Source organism: Morganella sp. Je.2.23 (assembly GCF_051129855.1).
GTDB lineage: Bacteria > Pseudomonadota > Gammaproteobacteria > Enterobacterales > Enterobacteriaceae > Morganella > Morganella sibonii.
In genome coordinates, this window is record NZ_JBCPSQ010000004.1 from 260,515 (window position 1) to 283,384 (window position 22,870).

Consider the following 22,870-nt stretch of genomic DNA (forward strand, 5'->3'; position numbering starts at 1 on the left):
ATATATAGGGCCATTTAAATGATTAATAAATATAACTCTAATGATTTAGTTTGGTCACTAGGATGTTTTGGTACAGCTATTGGTGCCGGAGTTTTGTTTTTTCCAATTACAGCGGGTATAGCGGGAGCTATACCTTTTTTAATTATGATTGTAATTGCATTTCCAATAGCATACCTATGTCATAGTGCCTTAATTAAGTTTATTACTGCAGGAAACCGTGACGGAGTTAATGATATAACTAATGTTGCCACTATATACTTTGGTAAAAATGGAGGAAAAATAGTTACGTTACTATATTTTTGTGTTATCTGCCCTTTGTTGTGGATGTATGGAGTTGCATTTACTAATACTATTATTAATTTCCTTGAACATCAAGTGCAGATATCATCCCCATCACGAGCAATTATATCTCTTATGGGCATTATATTCTTGAGTATTATAATTCAATATGGTCGTGATTTAATTGTAAAAGTAGTCAGCTTTATTGTTTATCCATTTATTCTATGTTTGATAATAGTATCATTATCCTTGATTCCTTATTGGGATGGTGGTATTTTTCAGGGCGGATTTAAAAATAATATTAATTTTATAGATATACTGACAGGGGTATTTTTTGGTATTAGTGTAATGGTTTTCTCATTTAATCACTCCCCTATTATTTCATCAATGTGTGTTGCTTATAAAGAAAAATATCCTGATGAAGAGAATGATAAACTGATAAGTAAAATTCAGAAAACAGAAAAAATAGCTTCTATATTGATGACATTTGTAGTTATATTTTTTGCAATAAGTTGTGTGTTGACTCTTTCTAAAAATGATTTAGCTCTAGCTAAAGAACAAAATGTAACAATTTTGACATACCTGGCTAATTCATTTTCAAGTTCAAATGAAAATGAATTGATCCTATCATCTATTTTAATGTGGGCCGCACCGATAATTGCAATAATTTCAATTTTTAAATCATTTTTCGGTCATTACCTTGGTGCTTTGGAGGGATTAAATGGTTTAATAAAAGGAGTATTTAAAAATAATAAATTCACAAATTACTTTTCTCTTATTATTATTATGGGATCCACATGGGCGATAGCATGGATAGACCCTGGCATTCTTGATATGATAAATATTGTATCAGCTCCTCTGATTGCTATGCTTCTTTGTATTATGCCTGTTTATGGCATATTTAAAACAGAACGATTAAAAAAATATAATGGACTTTCTACATACTGGGTTGGTTTTATTGGTTTGGTAACATTGGTTACCAGTATAATTAACATGATTTAGTTTTAATAATCCAACAGTCATCACCATTGTGGAATGGTGATGACTATATTTATATGCCGTTAATTATAATAATAATTATCAATTTAAAACACCAAGTAAAATTAAAAATAAGTACTAATATCTTATATATTAAAATCACTTAATACAGTATTTTTAGCTATAAAACAATTAATGTCCAATATATTATTCACTCTATTAACAATATTTATTAATTCTTTATAGAATAATTATCCTAAGGTTTTTAATATGTATTTCTGTCACCAAAAATTATATGATACAGACTGTATTGTTGAGGTATTTGTGGTGGGTACCGGCGGGGTCGGTAGTGCACTATTAGAGCAAATCTGCCGCCAGCAGGCATGGCTAAAAGCCCGGAGTATCGATCTGCGGGTGTGTGGTATCGCCAATTCAAAAGCCATGCTGACCAATATACACGGTATTGATTTACAAAATTGGCGTCAGTTGCTATCTCAGGCAAAAGAGCCATTCAGCCTCAGCCGTCTGATCCGTCTGGAAAAAGAGCATCACTTCCTCAACCCAGTAATTGTGGATTGTACGTCGAATGAAGAGATCACCCTGCAATATGTAGATTTTCTGAAAGACGGCTTCAATGTGGTAACGCCGAACAAAAAAGCAAATACCCTGCCGATGGCGTATTACCATGAGCTGCGTAGTGTGGCAGCAGCATCGAAACGTCAGTTTCGTTATGACACCAACGTCGGTGCCGGTCTGCCGGTGATTGAAAACCTGCAAAACCTGCTAAATGCGGGAGATGAGCTGGTGCAGTTCAACGGAATTTTGTCAGGTTCGCTCTCCTTTATTTTCGGTATGCTGGATGAAGGAATGTCACTGTCCGAAGCAACGGAGGCAGCAAAAACCAAAGGTTTTACTGAGCCGGATCCACGTGATGATCTCTCTGGAATAGATGTGGCGCGCAAACTGCTAATCCTCGCCCGTGAAGCAGGACTATCCCTTGAATTATCAGATATTGAGGTGGATTCCGTGCTGCCGCCGGAGTTTGATGCCTCCGGAGATGTGAACACTTTTATGGCGAATCTGCTGTCACTGGATGTGGCCTTTACTGCACGTGTGGCGAAAGCCGCAGAAGCAGGTCATGTTTTGCGTTATGTTGGCATCATTGACCATGGCCGCTGTCAGGTGAAGATCACGAAGGTGGACGGCAATGATCCTCTATATAACGTGAAAAACGGTGAAAATGTCCTAGCATTTTATACCCGCTACTATCAGCCGATCCCGCTGGTACTTCGTGGTTACGGTGCGGGGAATGATGTAACAGCAGCAGGGGTATTTGCGGATATACTACGAATAAAAACCAGAAAAATTGTGTAAAATGTGGCATAGTATAGTGGAAACTGTTTCATTAATATTTTTAATTGATATTAAAACATCTAACTTTCTCTTTCTGATTATATGAATCTAATTTAATTTTAGTAAAGATAAAAAATGTATAAAGACATATACAAATACAGGAAAAAATTTTTTATATGTTAACTTATTATATTTATAGTGATTAATTTAGAATACTACACCATAGATTTATTAATTTTTTTAATAATTTTGCAAGAGTACAATATAACTATGAAAAAAATTACTAATGAAACAGAAGTTAACCTCAATTGCTGTGGGTATTCATTAGGCGTTAACTTAATAGCTAGTAGCTTTTACTCAATAGATACATCTTCGTGTATGTCATTTATTTTAAAAAAAGGGTATAGAGTTTTTTTTATCCTAAAAGGGACATGCACTTTTAGCTTGTTTGGAAAGAAACATTTTTGTCAACAAAATGATATTTTGATTCAGTTCCAGGATAGAAAATTAACGTTAGATATTAATGATGATATTGAATTTTATTATATTGATATTTCAGGAGAGTTCATTCATGAGGTAATAAATAACTTAATGATAAATAAGGAACACCCAATGATCCATGGTTTGGTTGACTCGAGAATAAAAGAATTATTTCAGTTTATATTATCCCACCATAATATTAACACATCAACTACAGATAAATCTGATATATTATTTTCAGTTGTTAAAATAATAGCTATATTAATTGAATCAAACCAATACCAATCATGGCAAAAAGTATTATTTTCTGATCCCAGAATTCTCTATACTGGTCACTGGGTTTCATGGCCCACCAGAGAAAAAGTTACAGCAGAAGAGTTTTATACAGCAAATAAATCATCTTATGTAGAATATAATTTTTATGGCTCAGGAATAAAATGGGTTGGAACCATAAATTTTGATTGTGGCTTAGCTGATATTATCATTGATGGGAATTATATAACAACTATTGATACTTACAATAGTGTAAGAGTTACAAAGCAAGTTTTATATATAAATACCAATTTAGATAAGGGACATCATATTATAAAAATATTTTGTACAGGTAATAAAAACCAATTATCAACTAACACAGATATTACTTTAGAGAGTTTTCACGTGTATAATGATGAATTGATTAATAATAACACTGGTAATAATACCTACAAAAGCATAATAAACTTTATATCATTAAACTTATCAACTGTTAACATTAATATTTTATCTGATAAGTTTAATATCAATAGAGGCAATTTATTAAAAATATTTAGAGATGAAATAAATATGACTGTATCTGATTATATTTCCAGTATGAAAATTAAAAGAGCTAAATCATTATTAATTTCCAGTAAGTTATCAATAAAAGAAATATCTGATACGCTGGGATACTGTAATTATTCATATTTTATAAAGGTATTTAAAGAAAAAGTAGGTATATCACCAGTTGATTATAAAAAAAGGAATAAGTCATAATAAATTATTAAATTTACCTTTATTTCATGAAAATAAAAAATATGCGTTATCAAAAATTTCAAAGATTGATAATGGCTTGAATTTATTAAAATATTTTTATTTCAATCATAGAATTAGGTAAATCAAATATCCTAAATTTATATTCATAATTATAATTAGAAGAAAATACATAAATGCTTGAATAGTTTTTAATCAACGTGTTATAAAAACAAATCGGAAAACCTTTATCAAACCATTATAAACAAATAGAAATATCTCTTTAGATTTATAAATATTAACTCTGCTATTTTATTAATTTTAATTATTATAACCTATAGTATTTAAATAACTTTCCATAATTAACTATTAATAATAAAGAATTCAATTAAATATAGTAAACATTAATTTTTTAGTTATATTCCCTTTAGTAAATAAATAATTAGTGATAATAAGTAATTCTATAAAATATAAAACCATCTTTATGTAAAAAGTATTATTTAACTTTATATATGAATTATTACCATTGCCAATTTTAATTACTATCAGATATTTTCAACCAAATTACACCAATAATAATAATAACCAACCAAAATATTTGAATTAATGATAATTGCTGATGAAATAAGACAAATCCGAAGATTGAAGCACCAATAGTTCCAATTCCAGCCCAAACAGCATAGCCAACCCCTACATTGATATATTTTAAAGAGATACTTAGTGTATATAAGGTTAATATAAAGAATACTAATGCTAAAATAGACCAATTAAGTTTTGTAAATGCATGGCTACCGGCCACACTTAATGCATAGCCAACTTCAAAAATACCAGCTAAAAATAAAACTCCCCAAGATTTTTTTAATTTATTATCTGCATATTTTTTCATTTCAATTCCTCTATTTAATTATAATTAAAGTTTGAGTATAACAGTCATTAACAAATACGGAGTCCAATAACACCAATCATTATTATTAAAATACCAATCAACTTTTTTATATTTAGTTTTTGCTTAAAGAAAATAACACCAAAAACACAAATACCTACACCTGAAAATGATGTCCATATTGCATATCCTACACCAACATCAAAAGTAAGTAATGATAAGCTAAGAAAATATGTTGCAATGACTCCACTGGTCAGAGTTATTGCAGTCCACCAAAACTGTTTAAATCCATTTGCATTTCCTGCAGAAATACCTACAATAATTTCAAAAATAACAGCTACCATCATATAGAACCAATACATTGCAACCTCTCTTTATCTTAAAAAATCACTTTCATATCGCTAATAAGCATTTAATAAAACCCCAATTAAATTTATTTAAATAATGCTCTAGTTAAGCCATCAACTAATGAAACTATATAGGTGGATAAATATTCCTGTATATGCATTATGAGCTTCTATGCATTGCAAAAACCTAAGTAATTATAAATTAGATGCATCATAGAGAAAAACACACCATACAAAAAACAAATTCTTTATTTTATTATAGAATATCCTATAGAACTTTATATTAAGTTAGATTTCTATCCATCAATCTGAAATTAGATAAAAATTCAGAATCACTATGTTATTTTTAACAACACCTATCTATTTTAATTTCTTATATTAAAATAGATATATATGAACCAGAGAAATTTATATTAAATCTTTCAGAAAAATAATTAATTCTGAATAAATTCAACCTCAAACCAAAGGCCTGGCATCATTCTTTCTAGTCCATCAGTTAGCATTCTCCCTGCTTCATGAAGTTGTTCAATTGGCATCTGTGGCAAACTCTCCAGAATGAACCACATATTTCTTACTTCTACATTCAATCGTGTTCTGATGCTTTGTTTCCAATTCCAGCAACGGCGGGTAACACCAATGTCATCACACCAGATAATTTCACCTTTCACTGGATATTCAGTAAAAGATTTACCATCCTTAATTGTATCAAATATTTCAGTACCTAATGCAAAGGTCAGCCTTGGTATCCCCTTATATCCATCTATATTTTCACCACCAACCGGAATGGCATATCTAAGACTGACAGCATTATAAAGATCAACAACAGGACTGAGGGAAGCTATCGTCCTATCCCGAAGTACTCTTTTATGCAATGCTTCTGCAGAACACGGGGTACGTTTAGGTTTAGCACCAAATTCCCAAAATACATCACTCCAAGCAGATAAGTGGGCTTCTGCCCACTCTGGATTGCCTGCTAAAACAGCTTTACAGGCTTCATTCAATGCTGCTTTACCAACAGTCGGATTTTGTATAGACATTCCTGTAACATAGATACTTAATGCTCTGAAACCAGGTGCAACAAGATAGATATCAGGATTGATTGACGGCGAGATAGTTAGCACACGATAATCCTATAACATGAATTAACTTTATAAAGGATACTATAGTGACTAAAAATGTCAACATAATGACCGAGAGTAAAAATGACGCTGATTCAGTTAATCAAGCTGTTTCCAAAAAAATTAAACAATATAGAAAACTAAAGCGCCTCTCTATTGATGAGCTATCTCAGCGGGCTGATGTAAGCAAGGGTATGCTTGTAAAGATCGAAAATTGCAAGGCTAACCCTAGTATTGCATTATTATGTCGACTTGCCACAGCAATGGGCGTATCTGTAGCTGATTTTATTAATGTTAACTCTGGCCCAGTTGTTAATATTATCACCGACGCGGATATACCAAATCTTTGGAAAGGTGAGCTCGGTGGAAAAGCCAGACTTTTAGCTGGGTCTAGTGGGCCTGATATGGTTGAACTCTGGTTATGGGAATTAGCTCCTGGTGAGAAATTCTGTTCACCTGGGCATTCACCAGGAACAATTGAGTTATTTCATGTACAGGCAGGTACATTAACATTAGGTATAGAAGATAGTATATTTCAGGTTAACGAAGGCTGCTCTGCCACTGCTAAAACTGATGTTTATCATTTTTATGAAAACAAAGAAAATAATACATTAATATTCATAATGACCGTTAATGAAAAGGCAATATAAATTAACTACTACATACCCATAATGCTCAAACTTTATGCAACCGTAGTTATATTCAGTAAAAAAACAGATATACAGAACGCTAAAAACTTCTCTGTAATCTTATCCGAGCCTCTGCAAATAACAAAGTTGTACCAATATTTATGTGGGAGATGGCAAAATCATTATGCTGTATTTTTCCGAGAGTAACAGAATTTTATTTCCAAACATCATTCTTGGTCTTGGTGTAAGTAGACCTGTTTTAGTTCCAGACACTTTTTGAGGTTTCCGGTTTTTCAGCCATCAACCAGCATTCTTCCAGCGTCAGGTTATTTAAGGATTTATGAGGTCGCTCGCTGTTATATTCTGTCAGCCAGCGATCTGTAATTTCCCACACTTCATTCAGTGTTCTGAACAGATAAAAATCCAGTATTTCAGTCCGGTATGTCTGGTTAAATCGTTCAATAAAAGCATTCTGAGTGGGTTTCCTGGGCTGAATAAACTCCAGATGTACACTATGCTCTTCAACCCATTGAGCCAGTGTCAGTGAGATAAATTCCGGCCCATTATCCGCCCTCATTTTCAGCGGGTAACCCCGGTGAGCAACGATCTAATCCAACCCCCTGATGACACGCTGAGCTGGAATATTCAGGTCAATCTCTATGGCCAGTGCCTCACGGTTAAAGTCATCCACCACATTGAATGTCCGGAAACGTCTACCACTGACCAAAGCACCGTGCATAAAATCAATCGACCAGCTCTGGTTTATTGCCTCCGATGCCGCCAGCCGTGCCGGATTACGCACAGGCAGGCGTTGTGTGCCTTTACGGCGAAAGTTCAGCTTCAGCAAACAATAGATCCGGTGAACGCGCTTATGATTCCACCCGTTGCCCTGCCTGCGCAGGATCTGAAACAGCTTTTTAAACCCGTAACTGGGATAATGTTCTGCCGTCTCTGTCAGCGCCTGTATCACCGGTTCATCCCGCCGGGTATCCGGTTTGTAAAAATACACCGTTCTGCTCAGCGATAAGGCCCGCAGGCGTGATGGATGCTCATCGAATACTATTCGATAAGATAACTGACAAGCTCCCGCTTTACCGCTGTTTTTAAAGCTTTTTTCAATAACATCCTTCAGAGCTCGGCACTCAAGACTCAGATCAGCAAACATCTGTTTTAAACGTCGGTTTTCCTCTTCAAGATCTTTTAATTTTTTAATGTCAGACACCTCCATCCCACCGTATTTGGCTTTCCAGTTAATGGGATAGACTACCTCCTCCCTCTGAGGTTAACTGAACAAAATATACTCAGCAGGAGCATTATCATGAATGTTATCTATCTCGGTATTGATCTGACTAAAAATGTTTTTCGGCTTTGTGGATTAAATCAGGCGGGTAAACCGGTTTATAAAAAACGCACTGATCGTAAAACGTTACTACAGACTGTCACAAATATTCCGGCCTGCCTGATTGGTGTGGAAGCCTCCACGGGCGCATTTTACTGGCAGCGTGAGTTCGAAAAACTGGGACATAAGGTAAAAGTGATCAGTCCCCAGTATGTAAAACCCTTTATCCGTGGGCAAAAAAATGGCGGTAATGATGCACAGGCTATCGCAATTGCTCTGATGCAGCTAACAATGCAGTTCGTACCACCCAAAAGCCCTGAACAGCAGGATATTCAGGCTCTGCACCGTGCAAGACAGCGTATTGTTAATCACCGCACTGTGACAGTCTGTCAAATCAGGGGACTGCTGCTTGATCGGGGAATAACGATCGGCGCGGCAGTCTCAAGAGTTCGTCGTGCTGTTCCGCTTATCCTTGAAGATGCTGAAAATGGTCTTAGTGCCAGAATGTGCAGAACGATCGCATAACTCTATGATCTTTTTAACGATCCAAGTCGTCAAACTTTTTTGATAACGAAATTGATACTGTTTTCCGACAATCTGAAGCTTGTCAGCGGATTGCCAAAGTTAAAGGTACTGGCCCTAAAACAGCCACTACAGTTGTTGCTGCGATCGGCAAAGGAACTGAATTCAAAAATAGCCACAGGTTGAACCTGCACGATCGGAACCTGACTATTATATTGGCCTTCGTGGTCGTCCAGTTGTTGAGGCGATTGTGTGCGGATTATCCATTTGGGCACAGATATTTCTGATACCGGATAGATGTAAGCAAGCCCATCATAAATCAAAATCAGTGTTGCAAAAACGGGGGTGGCCATAGATTTTTTCCGGGATACTTACACATGGGCTGTTGCAGTAACTTTCATGATAATATGGTTACAGAAAGCTTTTTCCAGCTACTGAAACACGAGCAGATAAATAAAAAGATCCACAGAACACAGGATGAGGCCAGCTGTGATATTTTGATTGTCTCGAAATGTTTTATAACAGTAACTGTCGGCATGGTTCAAGTGATAAGATGCCACCAACTAAATATGAAGATCAGTATTATCAACAACTCAGAAGTATCTAGATTATCCGTAGCAATTCATATTCAAACCTCATAAAGCTGGGCGTCTTGGAAGCCCAACTTTATTATGGCGATTTTGTGATGTCCATACTAAGTCTTTTTTATTACCGTCTTACCAGGATCAAATTCTAGCGACTACTCTGCAGACTAGCTTTTAAAATCCTCTTTAATTTTATTATCACTACGTATGAAAAAATAAGCCATTGCAAACATAATAATGATAAATCCAGCAGCAACAATCCAGTAACCAGGGCCGAATGGGCCTGGGTTAAGAACCATATACACTAATGAGCCTATTGAGCAAATAACGACACCAGTGCGTAAAATCCATTGAATGTATTTATTGTCATCATCCTTTAAAAAATGATGTGCAAGCAACATGACCACCATGACTGCTGGGAAAAGTATCAGGCTAACATCAAGATGTAACATCCTGAATGCAAAACCATAGTCCCCGAGTGGAACATCGTTTGCTGAGTTGTATAAATCAGCTCTGTACTCCTCAAGAAATCCCATACCTGCTACGGTTATAACAATACTACTCCACGTAAGAAACATTCCGCTGAGTGTGTATTTGGCTGTTTTGCTCAACGTGTGTCCTGGAAATTTTTTACCGAAAAGGATTGCTCCCATCATTAGCATCCCCCCCATCAAAAAGAATGTGCCAATGGTGAAGTCACCCAGATCAATCCCAGCAACACTTTGGCCTCTTTGGGCATAAAATCCTTTCTCCGTAAAAATGTGCGGAATTTGCAGACCGGAGCCACCAAACCCGGAGACAACCATTATTATGATCAGTAAAACCAGTCCCAGGATAGCCATCCATTCACCTGTGGCTTTTACTGATGATGATACACCTGCCATATTACGGCCATATTTCCAACTGATAACTGATAAGATGAGACCAATTATGGCAACAACCATCATATCTGAATGCGAACGCAACAGATTATCCTGCCATTCCTCTAACGTATAGCCAATTTTTCCAGCATACCATCCCAAAATACCCAGCCAGTCACCAAAATCAAGAATAAAACCAGCCAGATCGCCAATTAAGGCTGCGATAACGGCAGTTGCTGATGCAGACAGAACCAAATACCAGGTCCGTGATTGTCGGAGCTCCATGTCCTTTGTCAAAATAAGACCTACTGACATGGCAATTAAAATTATATCAAGTGCAATAAAAGCAAGGATCTGATACCAGAGAAATAGTTTGGTATATTCCATCGATCGGTTAACTGCCCCCCCGGTGACCCCAATAATTATCGTGACAACGGTGCAGAGAAAAATAATTTTTTTAAACTTTTTATCAAGAGAAAAAACCTGGCTGATAATCAGGGCGGTGATTCCAGCAAGACCCACAGTCATACCATGAAAATACATTACTCTTGAATAATCAACGGGTGTTGTTCTATCGACAAAGATTGAAAAAGGGTTGGATATAAATACACTTCCTATAGCATACAGGACCAGCAGGATTAAAAGCCATTTAATGACCTGCGGCCAGGAATACTTCCCTAATCCTATTTCCTGCTGGGTCTCAGGACGGCTATTCATATGCAAAGCTCCCACGGTTATGCATGTTTTGATATTGCAGTTTATCTGAGTTCATTTACTCCTCCATTTCCCGTTTGGGGGGTTGGGCAGACTTCCGGCATAAAGATATATTTATGCTCTTACCAGTTTTCCTGTCAGTAGCCACTCCTTCTGCTGTATTCAAAATGAAAACTACTGATAGCGTAGCGCACCATTAGGCCGCAGGTCGTCGGGTTGTTATATTATGGTCATTATATTGACCGATAATGATTAAAATATTGACCCAAGTCTATATTTTTAGTTCTGCCTAGTGATTATGGCCGTAATCACTCTCTTTCAGATGTTCAATGCAACTTTTTTTGGGCAAATCGACAATAGAGAAGCTACGTTTGAGAGGTGTACAAAGGAGAGGATGGTATGTTGAATCTGACAGATGATACTGGTTATTTGTGAAAACCGCGGAATTCCATCTCCGCCTTTCAATCACAATTTCGGTTGCTGGTAGATATCCGGGCGATTGATTTACCAGACAAAACTAAGTCGACTCAGTGAGGTATACCCACGTTTTTCGTATAACCACACTGCACTACCAGTCACCAGCCGAGTAAATCCTATTTGCTCTGAACCATCAAGTAAGCCACAACACAGACTATTTTTTTATTGATAGGTAAACTGTTTCTTCATCGATTCTGGGAACCCGGTGTGACTGTGAAAGATAATTCCAAATAGCATCAATCTGGAAAAACACAGGATCTATCATCACTGTATAGTGGTCTTTTCTAAAAGTAAGATGCTGATTATTCACAAACCAAAATCCTCATAGGTAACTGTCAGGCTTTCTCTTAACGCTCTAAAGAGAATCCGAACGAGTTGAACTCAGCATGGTGGTCAGCAACATTGGAGGGATCGTAAGTCCATTTTTTTCCAACAACGGACTGCAGGTACTCAAGTGGTAACAGGCATGCGTGAGCAAATGTAGGAGGATCTCTTCACGCGTCATATCACCAAGAGCCCCATCGGTAAATACGAATTGAACATGCTCAGTGGCCGTGTCTGCATCCAATGATCCGGCATAAGCAATCAGCCAGTCATTACTGTTTGCAGCCTCTTGTCTTAAGAGCTGCAGTTCAGGAATGTTATCACTCACCGTAGACGTCAAACCATGAACTTCTCCACACAGGTGAGCATGGAAAATTTTATCCACAATATGAATATGATTAAGCCAGTATGACCCAGTGCGAACAACCTCAGGTACTGCATCGCACTCTGCAGAAAGTAGCAGATCATAAAAGGCCATTTCCTGAAATTTCTTAAGTTCCAACAGGGTAACTAAAAGGCCGGATGGCTTACACATGATAATGTTCTCCTTATGTAAAGACTACTCATATTCTATAACAACCTATTCAGGATACTTTTTCGTTAACCATTATGATGAATTTCAGAATGCTTTCATCCTGGTTTTTATAGAAGTGGGGAGTATCCATCCGTTCTCACCGTCGCAGAGTAACCGGTCATCCCTTGGTAATAACTCTCCTCCACACCCCGCGTGAGTGTTACGAGCTGAACATAGAGCAACTCCAATGTTCCTAAAGGGTGTCCTGGCGAAGAAAATCTCTCCCAAGCGATATTTCCCACATCCAGAGCCCAGTTATATCAGGGCCACCCGACCCAGCAAACAATCTTGCTCTCCCATCTTTTTACCTGCCTATAATTCAAGGATGCTCGGTCGGTTTAAAACTGACATCTACAAAATCAGCCACTGAAACTCCATCACGGCAGCCAGGTGGCATAACAGCACTATGCTGGGATTCGTACGTTATCCCTTAATCTCAGCCTGCGCTCCTTTGCTGACGCTCGCCCGACGGGAGAGTTCACCGAGGGATATTTTCTTTTGCTTACAATACAGCTTAATCCGCTGAGATGTGACTCTATTCACGGTATTGACGATAGAATTTGCAACGGTCATTAAATTGACTGTTTTGGTCACTGGCTGTTATTATGGAATCAATTGGTCATTACAGGGTTATCTTATGTTAACAGTATCTCCGTCAATTGCTCCTGAAATTTATTGCATTGCACCTGGTTTTCGGGCACTCAGTATCTACGTAAAAGCTGCACCAATGCTTAATCCTGATATTGGAGGAGCGGTGTTGCGGGTAGCCTGTGAAGCGGTTCTGGCTGGTGAACCTGAATGGGCTGAATCTCATATGACCGCATGGGCCGATGTTTTTCAGAAATTTGGTGCTAAACCTAAACGTACCCCGTGTTCTGCAGAAGCGTTACGTAAGCGTGTATTACGTGACGGAACTATGCCAACACTCGATCCTATCGTTGATCTTTATAATGCCGTTAGCCTTCGCTACGCCGTTCCGGTTGGTGGAGAGAATCTCTCTGCCTATCAGGGTTCGCCACATCTGGCGGTGGCAAAGGGAACTGAACCTTTTGATACTGTCAAAGAAGGCGAAACCACTGTTGAATACCCTTCACAGGGAGAGGTTATCTGGTGTGATGATACTGGCGTAACCTGCCGCCGCTGGAACTGGCGACAGGGGGTTAGAACTCGCTTAGGCGCGAAGGCTCAGTACATGTGGTTCATTCTGGAGAGTCTGCCGCAGATGCCAATTGAACGACTTCATGAAGCAGGGAAAATGTTGACCGACAGCCTTGAAAAAATGATGCCCGGCCTTTGGTTTAAAGTGGCTCTCATCGAAGAGCAATGCTAGTAATATCATTCAGGAGAAATATAATGTTCACTGGCTTGTCTGCTTTCCCGTTAACCCCAATTACCGCCAGCGGCGTCGATGAACAGGGGTTCATTAAAATTCTGACCCGCCTTACGGCGGCACGTGTTGATTCTATGGGCATTCTGGGGTCAACCGGAAGTTATGCCTATCTGACCCGGGAGCAGCGCAAGCGTATCGCTACTCTGGCAAAACAACATGCCGGAGATATCCCAATGATGGTTTGTGTGGGGGCGGTCAGTACCGATGCCATTCTGCATCTGGCCGATGATGCGCAGGCGGCTGGCGCGAATGCCCTTTTACTCCCGGCGGTCAGCTATCAATCACTCAATGATGAAGAAGTCTTCTCGTTATTCGAGACCGTTACCCGGCACGTGTCTGTACCGGTGTGCATCTATGATAATCCGGGCACCACACATTTTACCTTTACGGATGAACTGCATGGGCGTCTCTCATCACTTGAAGGTGTTCGCTCGGTTAAGATCCCCGGTGTCCCGGGTAGTCCGGCGGCAGCGGCGGAACGGGTTGCGGTGTTACGTCAGCACCTGCATCCAGGCGTAACCATCGGTATTAGTAGCGATGCCTATGCTGGACTGGGATTAAATGCAGGCTGTGAAGTCTGGTACTCCGTGTGTGGTGGTCTGTTCCCGGAAACAGCAAAACAGATAACTGAGGCAGCAGCAGCACAGGACCATGAACAGGTTACTGCACTGGCAGCACGACTTGAACCGTTGTGGGTGTTGTTCCGTAAACATGGCGGAAGTATTCGCGTTATTGCCGCTGCAGCTGGCGTGCTTGGACTTACTGACACAGATTGCCTGCCTCGCCCTCTGCAGCCGTTGTCAGCGGATGATACCGCAGATATTGCCCGTGTGATAGCCACGCTGGGCCTGAAGTAACTGACCCACAGGGCTGACAATCTGCCGGCCCTTTTGAAATCTGACCTGGTAATAATCTTCATGACTATCCTTCGGTGTATAAACGCTCCAGTTAAGGCAGGCCTTACCCGCTATGCCTGTGCAGCAATGCTGGCACGCATTGCTGATGGCGGCGGAGTGCTGGCGGTGATTTTGCTGTGCCAGTCATCTGAACAGTATTTCACGATAACAGGGTGGATGGCGGCCTGCATAACTCTCCCCCATATGCTGGGGCCATTTATTGCCCGCAGTATAGATACAGCCAACGACGGGCGTAGGGTTATTGCAACTGCTTGCCTGGCTTATGCTGCTATCACAGCATTAATGACTGCGACTTTTGGCCACGTCCCTTTACTTTTGACCGTACTACTTCTTATAGCTGCAGGGCTTTGCGGCCCTCTACTGACAGGTGGAATTAGTACTTTCCTGCCTACCATTGCAGGACCAAGCCAAAGAAGCCAGCGCCGAGCTCAGGGTCTTGATGTGGCAACCTACGGTTTCGGCGGCACACTTGGCCCTTCCGCTGTAGCCACTATCTCCACTTGGGCTTCTCCTTCTGCAGCATTTTACCTTCTGGCCGTTGGTTCTGTCCTTGCCGCATTCTTTATCATGCGGCTACCGGTTTCACTGGTAGCGAATACCGGCAAGGCTGCAAAAATTACCAGTGCTATCGCAACAATGGGTTTGATGATCAAGCATACACAACTGCGCAGGACATTGTATCTAACAATGACTGTTGCTTTTGCCGTTGCTGTCCTGCCCGTTGCTGCGGTGAATCTGGCAAATGTTCTTGGTGTTCCTGCAGCCACGGCTGCTTTTCTTACTGTGGCCTATGGAGCGGGTAATCTGACTGGCTCAGTGTACTTGATGGTTATTCCGCTGAGAGGTGAACCTGACAGACTGATGCTGAGTACCGGCGGACTGATTGTTGCAGGGCTACTTTCCATTTTTATAGTCAGTAATTTTTTGCCAGCGTTGGTATGCTTCTTCATCACTGGAATGCTTAATGCCGCCTTCTTCGCCGCCACGCTTGCAGCACGCAGTGAATACTCTCCTCCTTCTTGTCGGGGGCAGGTTTTTGTCTGGGTTGGTGCAATGAAGATTACTGCAGGAGCACTTGGTACCGCTGCAGCAGGCCAATTGATGCTACTGGGGGCTTATACACCACTGATTTTAAGCTTGTGTACTCTCTCAGCAGTGCTGGTTTTTTCTCTCGCAGCTCGCACCTGGCCGTTTATTAAGTCTCATTACTGACGATTTAAGCAGGCATTCCACTGTATTCAGGCCATGACGGGACGACCAGTACATATATAGGAGTAAAAAATTATGGCACAGCTAATGCTGGCTGCTGCAGATTTACTTGAAGTTGTATGAGCTTATGCAATGAAGTTGTCCGATAGATTTACCCGTCTACTGTACTCGATAGTGTAATGGTTTAATAAATTTGGCCACCTGAACAGAGGTGATATGCTTACCTCAGAACAACACAGGTGCCTTAATGAATGAATCGCCACGGATAATCTGGACAAGCTTACTCCCGGTATAACCCTCTAAGGCACGCAGAAAATCAGGTATCTCATCAGCTTTTAGGAACGGGAAATGATTGGATTGATGTACTTCGAGAGCGCTGGAGAGATCCGCCGCAGGATTGTACTCCGCCCTGCCTGTTGCGATTGTGTAGCGAAACACTTCGGAGCAACGCTGACGCACTTTCCGCATTTTCTCCAACGCACCACGTTTCTCAATTTTACGCAGTACGTTTAGCAGCTCTAGCGGTTTAATCTCTCCCACAGGCCTTGTTCCAACATAAGGAAAAATATCGTTCTTAAACGCTTCCATGATGTCTGATGCATATCCTGCCGACCATTTAGCAGATTTAAGTTGATGCCACTCTCTGGCTATCTTTTCGAAGGCGTTCTCTAACTCTGTTTGCAGAGCCAGCTTTTGCTCTTTTCGAACCTCGCTAGGGTTCTTTCCTTGTGCCACAAGTTTTCGAGCTTCATCACGACGGGAACGAGCATCGGCAAGGGTGATCGTTGGGTAAACGCCAAGCGAGATCATCTTGGGTTTACCAGCAAAGCGATAGCGGAACCGCCAGCTCTTGCTTCCATTAGGTTCTATAAGCAATGACAAGCCTTACCCACCCCCAAGCGTATAGGATTTATCTTCAGGCTTAGCACGATGAATCTGCATATCGTTTAAAGGCATGTGTATAGGAATCCAAGACCGAACAGGTACATATACACAATCCTATACACATTCCGTATCGGATTCTACTGGATGGTTACGGACGATGATGGACTGGAAAGCAGTAAAATCTTTATAAATCAGAGTATTTATGGATGAATATGGACATTTATGGAAGTTGAGATGGTGCCGATAATAGGCGTCGAACCTCCGACCTTCACATTACGAATGAAAACAACACCCAATTATGCCTATATAATTCTGGTCTCTGATGGAAAACAGTTGTTCACGGTCGATTCTGCCGATCATTACAAAATGCCGGAAGCAAGGTGACTCAGCTTCATGATTACTCACGGGACTCTGCAATACGGGCCTGTAGCCAGGCTTCTACTTCACTTTTCTGCCAACGGGAACTGCGTCCGAATTTTATCGGTTTCGGGAACTGGCCTTCCTGAATCAGCTTGTAAAACCACTTGTCCGTTAATCCGGTTAATATGGTGATGAATTTCATGTCCACGAGTGGTTCGTCAAGCGGAGAAGGGGCATTGGTGGTATTGGTGGTATTGGTGGTATTGGTGGTATTGGTGGTATTGGTGGTATTGGTGGTATTGGTGGTATCGGTGGTATCGGTGGTATCGGTGGTATCGGTGGTATCGGTGGTATCGGTGGTATCGGTGGTATTCATGGGGAATCTCCTGTCTTTGTAAGTTTAAAAGTCAGAAGTGCTATCGATGACGCAGCGGATATCACTTCTATAAGATTCCCCTTGTCTGTAAAAAAAGATTTACCGGCGTGTTTTACGCCGTTTGTTTCTGATGGTTCCCCGCCAGAATGTCCGGTCGATCCCCGGTACCTGCAGTTTCACCCACTGATCTGTTTTGCAGATATAGTTCACAGCGGTCATCAGGCCTTCCCGCCGGAGGCTCTCACTGCGGTGCAACATCCCAATACCGCAGATACGGTAATCTGATTTATAGCGGTTGCAGTTAAAGTAGATCCCCTGTCCGTCAGTGATGGTTTCCTGCCAAAACTCACCGATAAGCCGGGCTATCGTGACATCCTGCCTGACATGCTGGCCGTTGAAGAAAAACAGGCAGTGGTAGTGAAAGCCTTTCTCACGACCGTATTCCAGCTTCAGGATATAACCGACGCAGTGTTTAAACAGGGGTAACCGCTGTATTGCTTTGTACAGGGCAATCCGGTGACGGGTTAAATCCCCGGCTGTAACTTTGTGGCTGACCCGCTTTCCGTAAGACAGGTCTGTCCGTACCACCAGCAGCTTTGCATGGCGCTCAAACAGGTTTTTAATATAGCGGCAACAGAACCGGTAATTCTTGCGGGCACTGTTCTTAAATGTACTGACAGCGTTTTTATACTCTCTGCCGTCTACTGACTGAATAAACTCACGATAGGCCTCATTTAACTGTTTAACTTCCTCCTCTGAGTCAGAATAGTATTCCGACAACATCGGAACAGGACGGATATGATATTTCTCAGCAAGAGAAACAATCAGCGGAATAACCGGATGTAATTTACGCCGGTTACCGGTGACACGGGAAAGAGAAAGAATGTTTTGTATTAATTCATAAAACAACTGACCGGTTTTAGTGGCCTTTATTTGTAATTTTTCACCAAAATAGTACGCGCTGAAAGGTAAAGGCTGACTCTTTCTTTTAATTAATGCAGTGGTGTGTAACGCTATCAGCTGGAATAACTCACGGTCTGTTGTGTCATCGGTAATCTCCGTACCGTTATTATAGGTTTGTGAAAGTGCCAGTATTTCACAGGTTATATCGTCTTTCATGATTAATCCTCTCTGATTAATGATGGTGTTTCTGTTCATATGACAGAGAGAAGCTTTTATTTTTTTACTGCCCCCTATATCTACAACAGGCGAGTTTTAAATGTGATTAACCGCATTTATTCTGAGTGATACCTCAGATGTGGACAGTAAGTGAACTCACCACTGAGATTAATTAACAAAAGTTATTGTTTATGAAGATGAATCAGTAATTCATGATAATGTCACTATCATCTGTATCAGTAACAGGAGTGTCATTCAATATGTTTGGTTATTTATTCGATAAAGAGATGATGTTATCAATAATGAAAGGGTTATCGTAAGAACAGAGGTGAATATTAACCTGATATAGAGAGTACCGGGTAAGATTAATATAATAATAAATAATCCTTTTTTGATTGTTACCTGAGTTTATTAAAACAGTATGCACAGACAGCATTTGCAGCAGGCTTCACGATGAACAAGATATCTGAAAGTTAGTCTCCTCACAGAAGTAGCCTCGGGAAAAAAAGATAAGTAACCGTGAGCATCATTTTTCCTGTAAAAAGTACTGTCTTAGCCAGTATTTTCAGGATAACTATTTAAATTACAGTATAAAAACACTTCATTTTATACTCATTAAAAAGATCATAAAACTATTCTTAATCTACATTATTACGACAATATCACTTTTTTAGAGACCAAAACAAATTACAATAACGACATATCAACTACACAGTGTGGACAAATAATGAACGATAAAAACTATGAGATTGATGAGTTGCTGAAAGTGAAAAACCTGAGGAAAACGGGTGTTTTTGTATTTTTCATGTCAACAGAGCCCGGATTTGAATGGGTTGAAAATAAATATTTCGCAGGTGACAGAAATGACAAATCACGGTTAAGAGATTTAATCCATGAAGTTATTGGTATGACGAATAGTAATTACCTTAACAATCAAGTTTTAAATGATGTAAACAATAACCTTATCAGTATTGATAAGTTTGAATGGATTAAAGAAGACAGTGTTGCCTCTGCATATTGCTGGGTAATGTTAAATAATATAAAACTCTTAACACCCATGAGCGATAAATATACTCATGTGATTCAACAGTCAAACGTGGTAAAACCCACTGTTAATAGTTGGTCAGACAATAAAGAACTCAGGAACTTACCTGTATCACAGCAAATAGAATTCATTAAAAGTAAATTTGGCATAAAAGAGAATCATGTCAGCACTGAAGAGATGTATCGCGACTTCCAGACTGTCTTTGATCATATGAACCTGAGGTTTGGTGAAAAAGAAAATATTATAAATATGCTTAAGGATAAATGGATAAAATCCTTCACAGCAATAAAAAATATAAAGTGGCTGAGTAAGGATGATGATGATGCCTGTAACTGGGCATGGGGTTATATTTGTAATTACTCTGTCGATAATATAAAGATACCTGTCTGGCCTCTCCGGTTCTTTAATCCCGTAAGTTCCGGGGATAAATATATTTGTTTTTATGCTGCCCTGCGGGCATGGAATGATAACCCCGGGGGAAAAAAGTATTTTTTATACTCTCTTAAAAAGGCATGGCAGCAGCGTACTCTCCGGAAAAAACAAAAAAATAAAAAAACACTGAGCTGCAGTCTGGATGATGAAGTAAAAAAACATCTGGAAGAATTGGCTGAAACCTATGAAATGACGATCACCGATTTGGTGACCCGGTTAATTGAGAATGAGTACAGAACACCGAAAAAATAATTTTACGGAATCAGTGATTTTTCAGATACACATTAACCAACTGATATGACAGGGGAAACAGTGGATCGGATAACTGACCGGCGACACACCCTGTCGTTTCCCCGTTTTTTACCCCCCGAAAACAGCGATTTTCCGCGTCATATCCTGTCAGACCCCCTTGTTATGCTGTGGTTGTCTTAAATCACCTGTAAGGAATTTCTGTTATGGCAACCTACCGTATCGACCCCGACCTCGCATTTATCGGTCAGTGCAGCAATGAGAACCTCGGTCTGCTGGTCTCCGTTCTGACACACGACAGCAAAGACGGCAAAAAACGTCTGGCGGAATCTCTGACCACCTCACCGGAATATCAGCTCTTTTACCCTGACCATCAGAAGTACTGGCCTGCCATCTGTGCCGAGCTGCAGGCCTTCGGGGCCAACAGTCTGGTCACGCTGCTGCGCGGCAACAAGGGCGTGCTCTACCGTGAAATCCTGCACGATGTCTGCGACAAGCTGAAAGTGAACTACAACAAAGAAAGTCCGGTGGAAACCACCGAACTGAACCTGCTGATGAAAGTACTGGAGAAAAGCCTGCGGGAGATGTCACAGGAAGAGCTGGTCCGTTTTGCGGACGGACTGAAACTGAATCTGTCCGCGCCGACTCCCCAGCTTATCCTGCTCGCGGTGCAGGCCGCCGTGACCAGCTCCGGTGTCGCTGCCCTGCAGTTTGCCACGATTGCCGCTGTCGGGGTGATTGAAGCCATGGGCGGTATTGCCACCTGGGGTACACTCTTTGCCGCCAACAGGGCGCTGGGGGTACTGGCCGGTCCAGTCGGGATTGCGCTGAGCTCCGCCTGGCTGATAGCTGATATCGCCGGTCCCGCTTACCGGGTCACCGTTCCGGCCTGCATCATTGTGGCGTACCTGCGCCAGAAGGCCCTGGCGGCCTGATTTCCGTATTCCGTTATTCCTGTTTTCTCTGACTGACTCACGGAGGCTGCGCTCATGCATACGTCAGATTCACGCCATGACCGGCTTGCATTCCGGCTGGCCATGATTATCAGCCGCCTGTTCCGCGGCGAAACACTGTATCCGGCACAGCTCGCCCGTGAGTTTAATGTCTCGGCCCGCACACTGCAGCGTGATTTCAGTGAACGCCTGGTCTTTCTGGACACGGAGCCGTATCAGGGCGGATACCGGCTGGCCGCCGGTCAGCGTCCTTACCGGACAGACAGCGATATTCTGTACTTTGCCGATATCACCCATATCACCCCGCTGTTCCCCTCGCTTGACCGCAGGCTGCTGTCTGTTCTGCTCAGTCCGGAAAACGGTGCCCCCTGTCTGGTCTACCATGAGCCACCGCAATCCGCCCCGACGCTCTTCGGCGGCTTTTATGTGGTGACGCAGGCGATTGTCCGCAGGCGGCTGCTCAGCTTCCGCTGTGACGGTCAGGAGCATGAGGGCATGGCTCCCTACAAGCTGATTTATTTTCAGCGGGACTGGTATCTGTGCGGGGAATGGCAGTCTGCCCTGCGGGTGTTCCGGTTCAGTCAGCTGCAGAACATTGCCGTGTCCGGACGCCGCTTCCGGCAGGACACCGTTATCGCACGGACGGTCACCCGGCCCGAATTTATCACCGCATTACCCCATTATCAGTTTATCCGTTCATTACCTTAATAAGGATGTCACCATGAAAAGAAGTCTGACACTGCTTGGTTGTTTACTGCTGTCCGCCCCGGTTTTTGCACTACGCATGCCCGGTGAGGTGCAGCCTGACCGTTACACTTATTACCTGACCCCGGAATACGGGCAGCAGCTGAAAATGCAGAACGACGGCAAAGGCCGGAAACCTGCGTGGCAGCCACTCCCTGCCGGAGAACTGAAAAGTGAGACAAGAGCGGATTTGTCCAAAGGCCATCCGGCTCCGGTGGCCATGACCTGTATCAGCAGTATTTATTATAACACCGGGGCTCAGGCCAACTGGCTGAAGGTGGGCTGTATCGACAATAACGGTATGGAGTACGAAACCAGTAAGAAATGGCCGCCGAAATCCGTCGCGGAGCGGGTCTGTAAAGCCGGAGAGGGAGACTGTGAGTCCTTCCTGCAGATGGATACTGACAGCTGGTCCGGTCCGCAGTAACTGAGGCATGCAAAAAGGAAATACAGATGTCTGTTTTTAAATTAATGGCCACCACGCTCGGTGTGGTAACGGTGGCGTTAGCCACATACTGCGCCTGGCAGGCTGCGGCTGAGGCGGCAGACAATGAAGATGCCTCCGCAGCGGAAAAGCTGGCGGCGGGGCTTAGTGCCGCGCTGGCCTGCTCAGCCGTGCTGGGCGGTACCCTTGACCGTCTGCTGGGCCGGCTCTTTCCCCGCTGACCTGCACAGAAGACCTGTTTATTACATCTCCTCTGACGGCAGACATTCACAGTCTGCCGTTTTTTTATGCCCATTCA

At 41.5% G+C, this 22,870-nt stretch carries 18 protein-coding genes and 5 pseudogenes; 14 read left to right on the forward strand and 9 right to left on the reverse strand.

The annotated features are described in order from the left end of the window. The first annotated feature begins 18 nt into the window (after nt 1-18). The 3 genes and pseudogenes from AAZR23_RS15120 to AAZR23_RS15130 all read left to right on the forward strand — a co-directional run bounded on the left by AAZR23_RS15120 (nt 19) and on the right by AAZR23_RS15130 (nt 4,101). Nucleotides 19-1,281: an aromatic amino acid transport family protein gene (locus tag AAZR23_RS15120; RefSeq protein WP_434693511.1), complete on the forward strand. Its 1,263-nt coding sequence runs from the start codon at nt 19-21 to the stop codon at nt 1,279-1,281. Nucleotides 1,282-1,539: 258 nt separating this feature from the next. Further along, nucleotides 1,540-2,631, forward strand: a pseudogene (thrA, locus tag AAZR23_RS15125) (bifunctional aspartate kinase/homoserine dehydrogenase I); the annotation flags it as partial. Between the two features lie 249 nt (nt 2,632-2,880). Next, nucleotides 2,881-4,101: a helix-turn-helix domain-containing protein gene (locus AAZR23_RS15130; RefSeq protein WP_434693513.1), complete on the forward strand. Its 1,221-nt coding sequence runs from the start codon at nt 2,881-2,883 to the stop codon at nt 4,099-4,101. Between the two features lie 511 nt (nt 4,102-4,612). Here the strand turns inward: AAZR23_RS15130 and AAZR23_RS15135 are convergent. The 3 genes from AAZR23_RS15135 to AAZR23_RS15145 form a co-directional block, all read right to left on the reverse strand. Then, complete coding sequence (locus AAZR23_RS15135) at nt 4,613-4,963, reverse strand: DMT family transporter (protein WP_434693515.1); 351 nt, start codon at nt 4,961-4,963, stop codon at nt 4,613-4,615. Nucleotides 4,964-5,010: 47 nt separating this feature from the next. Further along, on the reverse strand, nt 5,011-5,322 hold the full coding sequence (locus AAZR23_RS15140) for a DMT family transporter (protein ID WP_434693517.1): 312 nt from the start codon (nt 5,320-5,322) through the stop codon (nt 5,011-5,013). 419 nt (nt 5,323-5,741) lie between these two features. Further along, on the reverse strand, nt 5,742-6,428 hold the full coding sequence (locus AAZR23_RS15145) for a B3/B4 domain-containing protein (RefSeq protein ID WP_434693519.1): 687 nt from the start codon (nt 6,426-6,428) through the stop codon (nt 5,742-5,744). A 44-nt stretch (nt 6,429-6,472) separates the two neighbouring features. Between AAZR23_RS15145 and AAZR23_RS15150 the strand changes: the two genes are divergently transcribed. Then, nucleotides 6,473-7,075, forward strand: coding sequence for a helix-turn-helix domain-containing protein (locus AAZR23_RS15150; RefSeq protein WP_434693521.1), 603 nt, complete (start codon nt 6,473-6,475; stop codon nt 7,073-7,075). Nucleotides 7,076-7,313: 238 nt separating this feature from the next. Here the strand turns inward: AAZR23_RS15150 and AAZR23_RS15155 are convergent. Further along, nucleotides 7,314-8,306, reverse strand: a pseudogene (locus tag AAZR23_RS15155) (IS3 family transposase); the annotation flags it as partial. A gap of 66 nt (nt 8,307-8,372) precedes the next feature. Here AAZR23_RS15155 and AAZR23_RS15160 point away from each other — a divergent pair. Together AAZR23_RS15160 and AAZR23_RS15165 are read left to right on the forward strand one after the other, a co-directional pair. Continuing rightward, nucleotides 8,373-9,088: pseudogene (locus tag AAZR23_RS15160) on the forward strand (IS110 family transposase); the annotation flags it as partial. A 219-nt stretch (nt 9,089-9,307) separates the two neighbouring features. After that, nucleotides 9,308-9,522: pseudogene (locus tag AAZR23_RS15165) on the forward strand (IS3 family transposase); the annotation flags it as partial. Between the two features lie 144 nt (nt 9,523-9,666). Here AAZR23_RS15165 and AAZR23_RS15170 read toward each other — a convergent pair. Together AAZR23_RS15170 and AAZR23_RS15175 are read right to left on the reverse strand one after the other, a co-directional pair. Next, a complete protein-coding gene (locus AAZR23_RS15170; protein WP_434693522.1) occupies nt 9,667-11,076 on the reverse strand; it encodes a hypothetical protein in 1,410 nt (469 codons plus the stop codon). Nucleotides 11,077-11,905: 829 nt separating this feature from the next. Continuing rightward, nucleotides 11,906-12,409 carry a DinB family protein gene (locus AAZR23_RS15175; protein ID WP_434693524.1) on the reverse strand — a complete coding sequence of 168 codons (504 nt, stop codon included), beginning with the start codon at nt 12,407-12,409 and terminating at the stop codon, nt 11,906-11,908. Nucleotides 12,410-13,085: 676 nt separating this feature from the next. Between AAZR23_RS15175 and AAZR23_RS15180 the strand changes: the two genes are divergently transcribed. The 3 genes from AAZR23_RS15180 (at nt 13,086) to AAZR23_RS15190 (ending at nt 15,967) form a co-directional block, all read left to right on the forward strand. Continuing rightward, nucleotides 13,086-13,778, forward strand: a complete 693-nt coding sequence (locus AAZR23_RS15180; protein ID WP_434693526.1) for a B3/B4 domain-containing protein — start codon at nt 13,086-13,088, stop codon at nt 13,776-13,778. Nucleotides 13,779-13,801: 23 nt separating this feature from the next. Beyond that, nucleotides 13,802-14,695, forward strand: coding sequence for a dihydrodipicolinate synthase family protein (locus AAZR23_RS15185; protein WP_434693528.1), 894 nt, complete (start codon nt 13,802-13,804; stop codon nt 14,693-14,695). 126 nt (nt 14,696-14,821) lie between these two features. Further along, nucleotides 14,822-15,967, forward strand: coding sequence for an MFS transporter (locus AAZR23_RS15190; protein ID WP_434693530.1), 1,146 nt, complete (start codon nt 14,822-14,824; stop codon nt 15,965-15,967). 264 nt (nt 15,968-16,231) lie between these two features. Here the strand turns inward: AAZR23_RS15190 and AAZR23_RS15195 are convergent. The 3 genes and pseudogenes from AAZR23_RS15195 to AAZR23_RS15205 form a co-directional block, all read right to left on the reverse strand. After that, nucleotides 16,232-16,921, reverse strand: a pseudogene (locus tag AAZR23_RS15195) (tyrosine-type recombinase/integrase); the annotation flags it as partial. A 325-nt stretch (nt 16,922-17,246) separates the two neighbouring features. Next, nucleotides 17,247-17,411 carry a helix-turn-helix transcriptional regulator gene (locus AAZR23_RS15200; RefSeq protein ID WP_243828368.1) on the reverse strand — a complete coding sequence of 55 codons (165 nt, stop codon included), beginning with the start codon at nt 17,409-17,411 and terminating at the stop codon, nt 17,247-17,249. A 273-nt stretch (nt 17,412-17,684) separates the two neighbouring features. Beyond that, nucleotides 17,685-18,704 (reverse strand): YagK/YfjJ domain-containing protein, encoded by a 1,020-nt coding sequence (locus AAZR23_RS15205; RefSeq protein ID WP_243828489.1) that lies wholly within the window; start codon nt 18,702-18,704, stop codon nt 17,685-17,687. 727 nt (nt 18,705-19,431) lie between these two features. Between AAZR23_RS15205 and AAZR23_RS15210 the strand changes: the two genes are divergently transcribed. From AAZR23_RS15210 to AAZR23_RS15230, 5 genes are all read left to right on the forward strand, one after another. Further along, a complete protein-coding gene (locus AAZR23_RS15210; RefSeq protein ID WP_262862399.1) occupies nt 19,432-20,433 on the forward strand; it encodes a hypothetical protein in 1,002 nt (333 codons plus the stop codon). A 203-nt stretch (nt 20,434-20,636) separates the two neighbouring features. Further along, the gene (locus AAZR23_RS15215) at nt 20,637-21,365 is read left to right on the forward strand and encodes a DUF3944 domain-containing protein (protein WP_243828488.1); all 729 of its coding nucleotides are present in this window, start codon (nt 20,637-20,639) and stop codon (nt 21,363-21,365) included. Nucleotides 21,366-21,419: 54 nt separating this feature from the next. Then, complete coding sequence (locus AAZR23_RS15220; protein ID WP_243828487.1) at nt 21,420-22,091, forward strand: helix-turn-helix transcriptional regulator; 672 nt, start codon at nt 21,420-21,422, stop codon at nt 22,089-22,091. 13 nt (nt 22,092-22,104) lie between these two features. Then, nucleotides 22,105-22,554: a hypothetical protein gene (locus AAZR23_RS15225; RefSeq protein ID WP_214232846.1), complete on the forward strand. Its 450-nt coding sequence runs from the start codon at nt 22,105-22,107 to the stop codon at nt 22,552-22,554. 26 nt (nt 22,555-22,580) lie between these two features. Continuing rightward, a complete protein-coding gene (locus tag AAZR23_RS15230) occupies nt 22,581-22,793 on the forward strand; it encodes a hypothetical protein (protein ID WP_036410584.1) in 213 nt (70 codons plus the stop codon). The last annotated feature ends 77 nt before the right edge of the window (nt 22,794-22,870 follow it).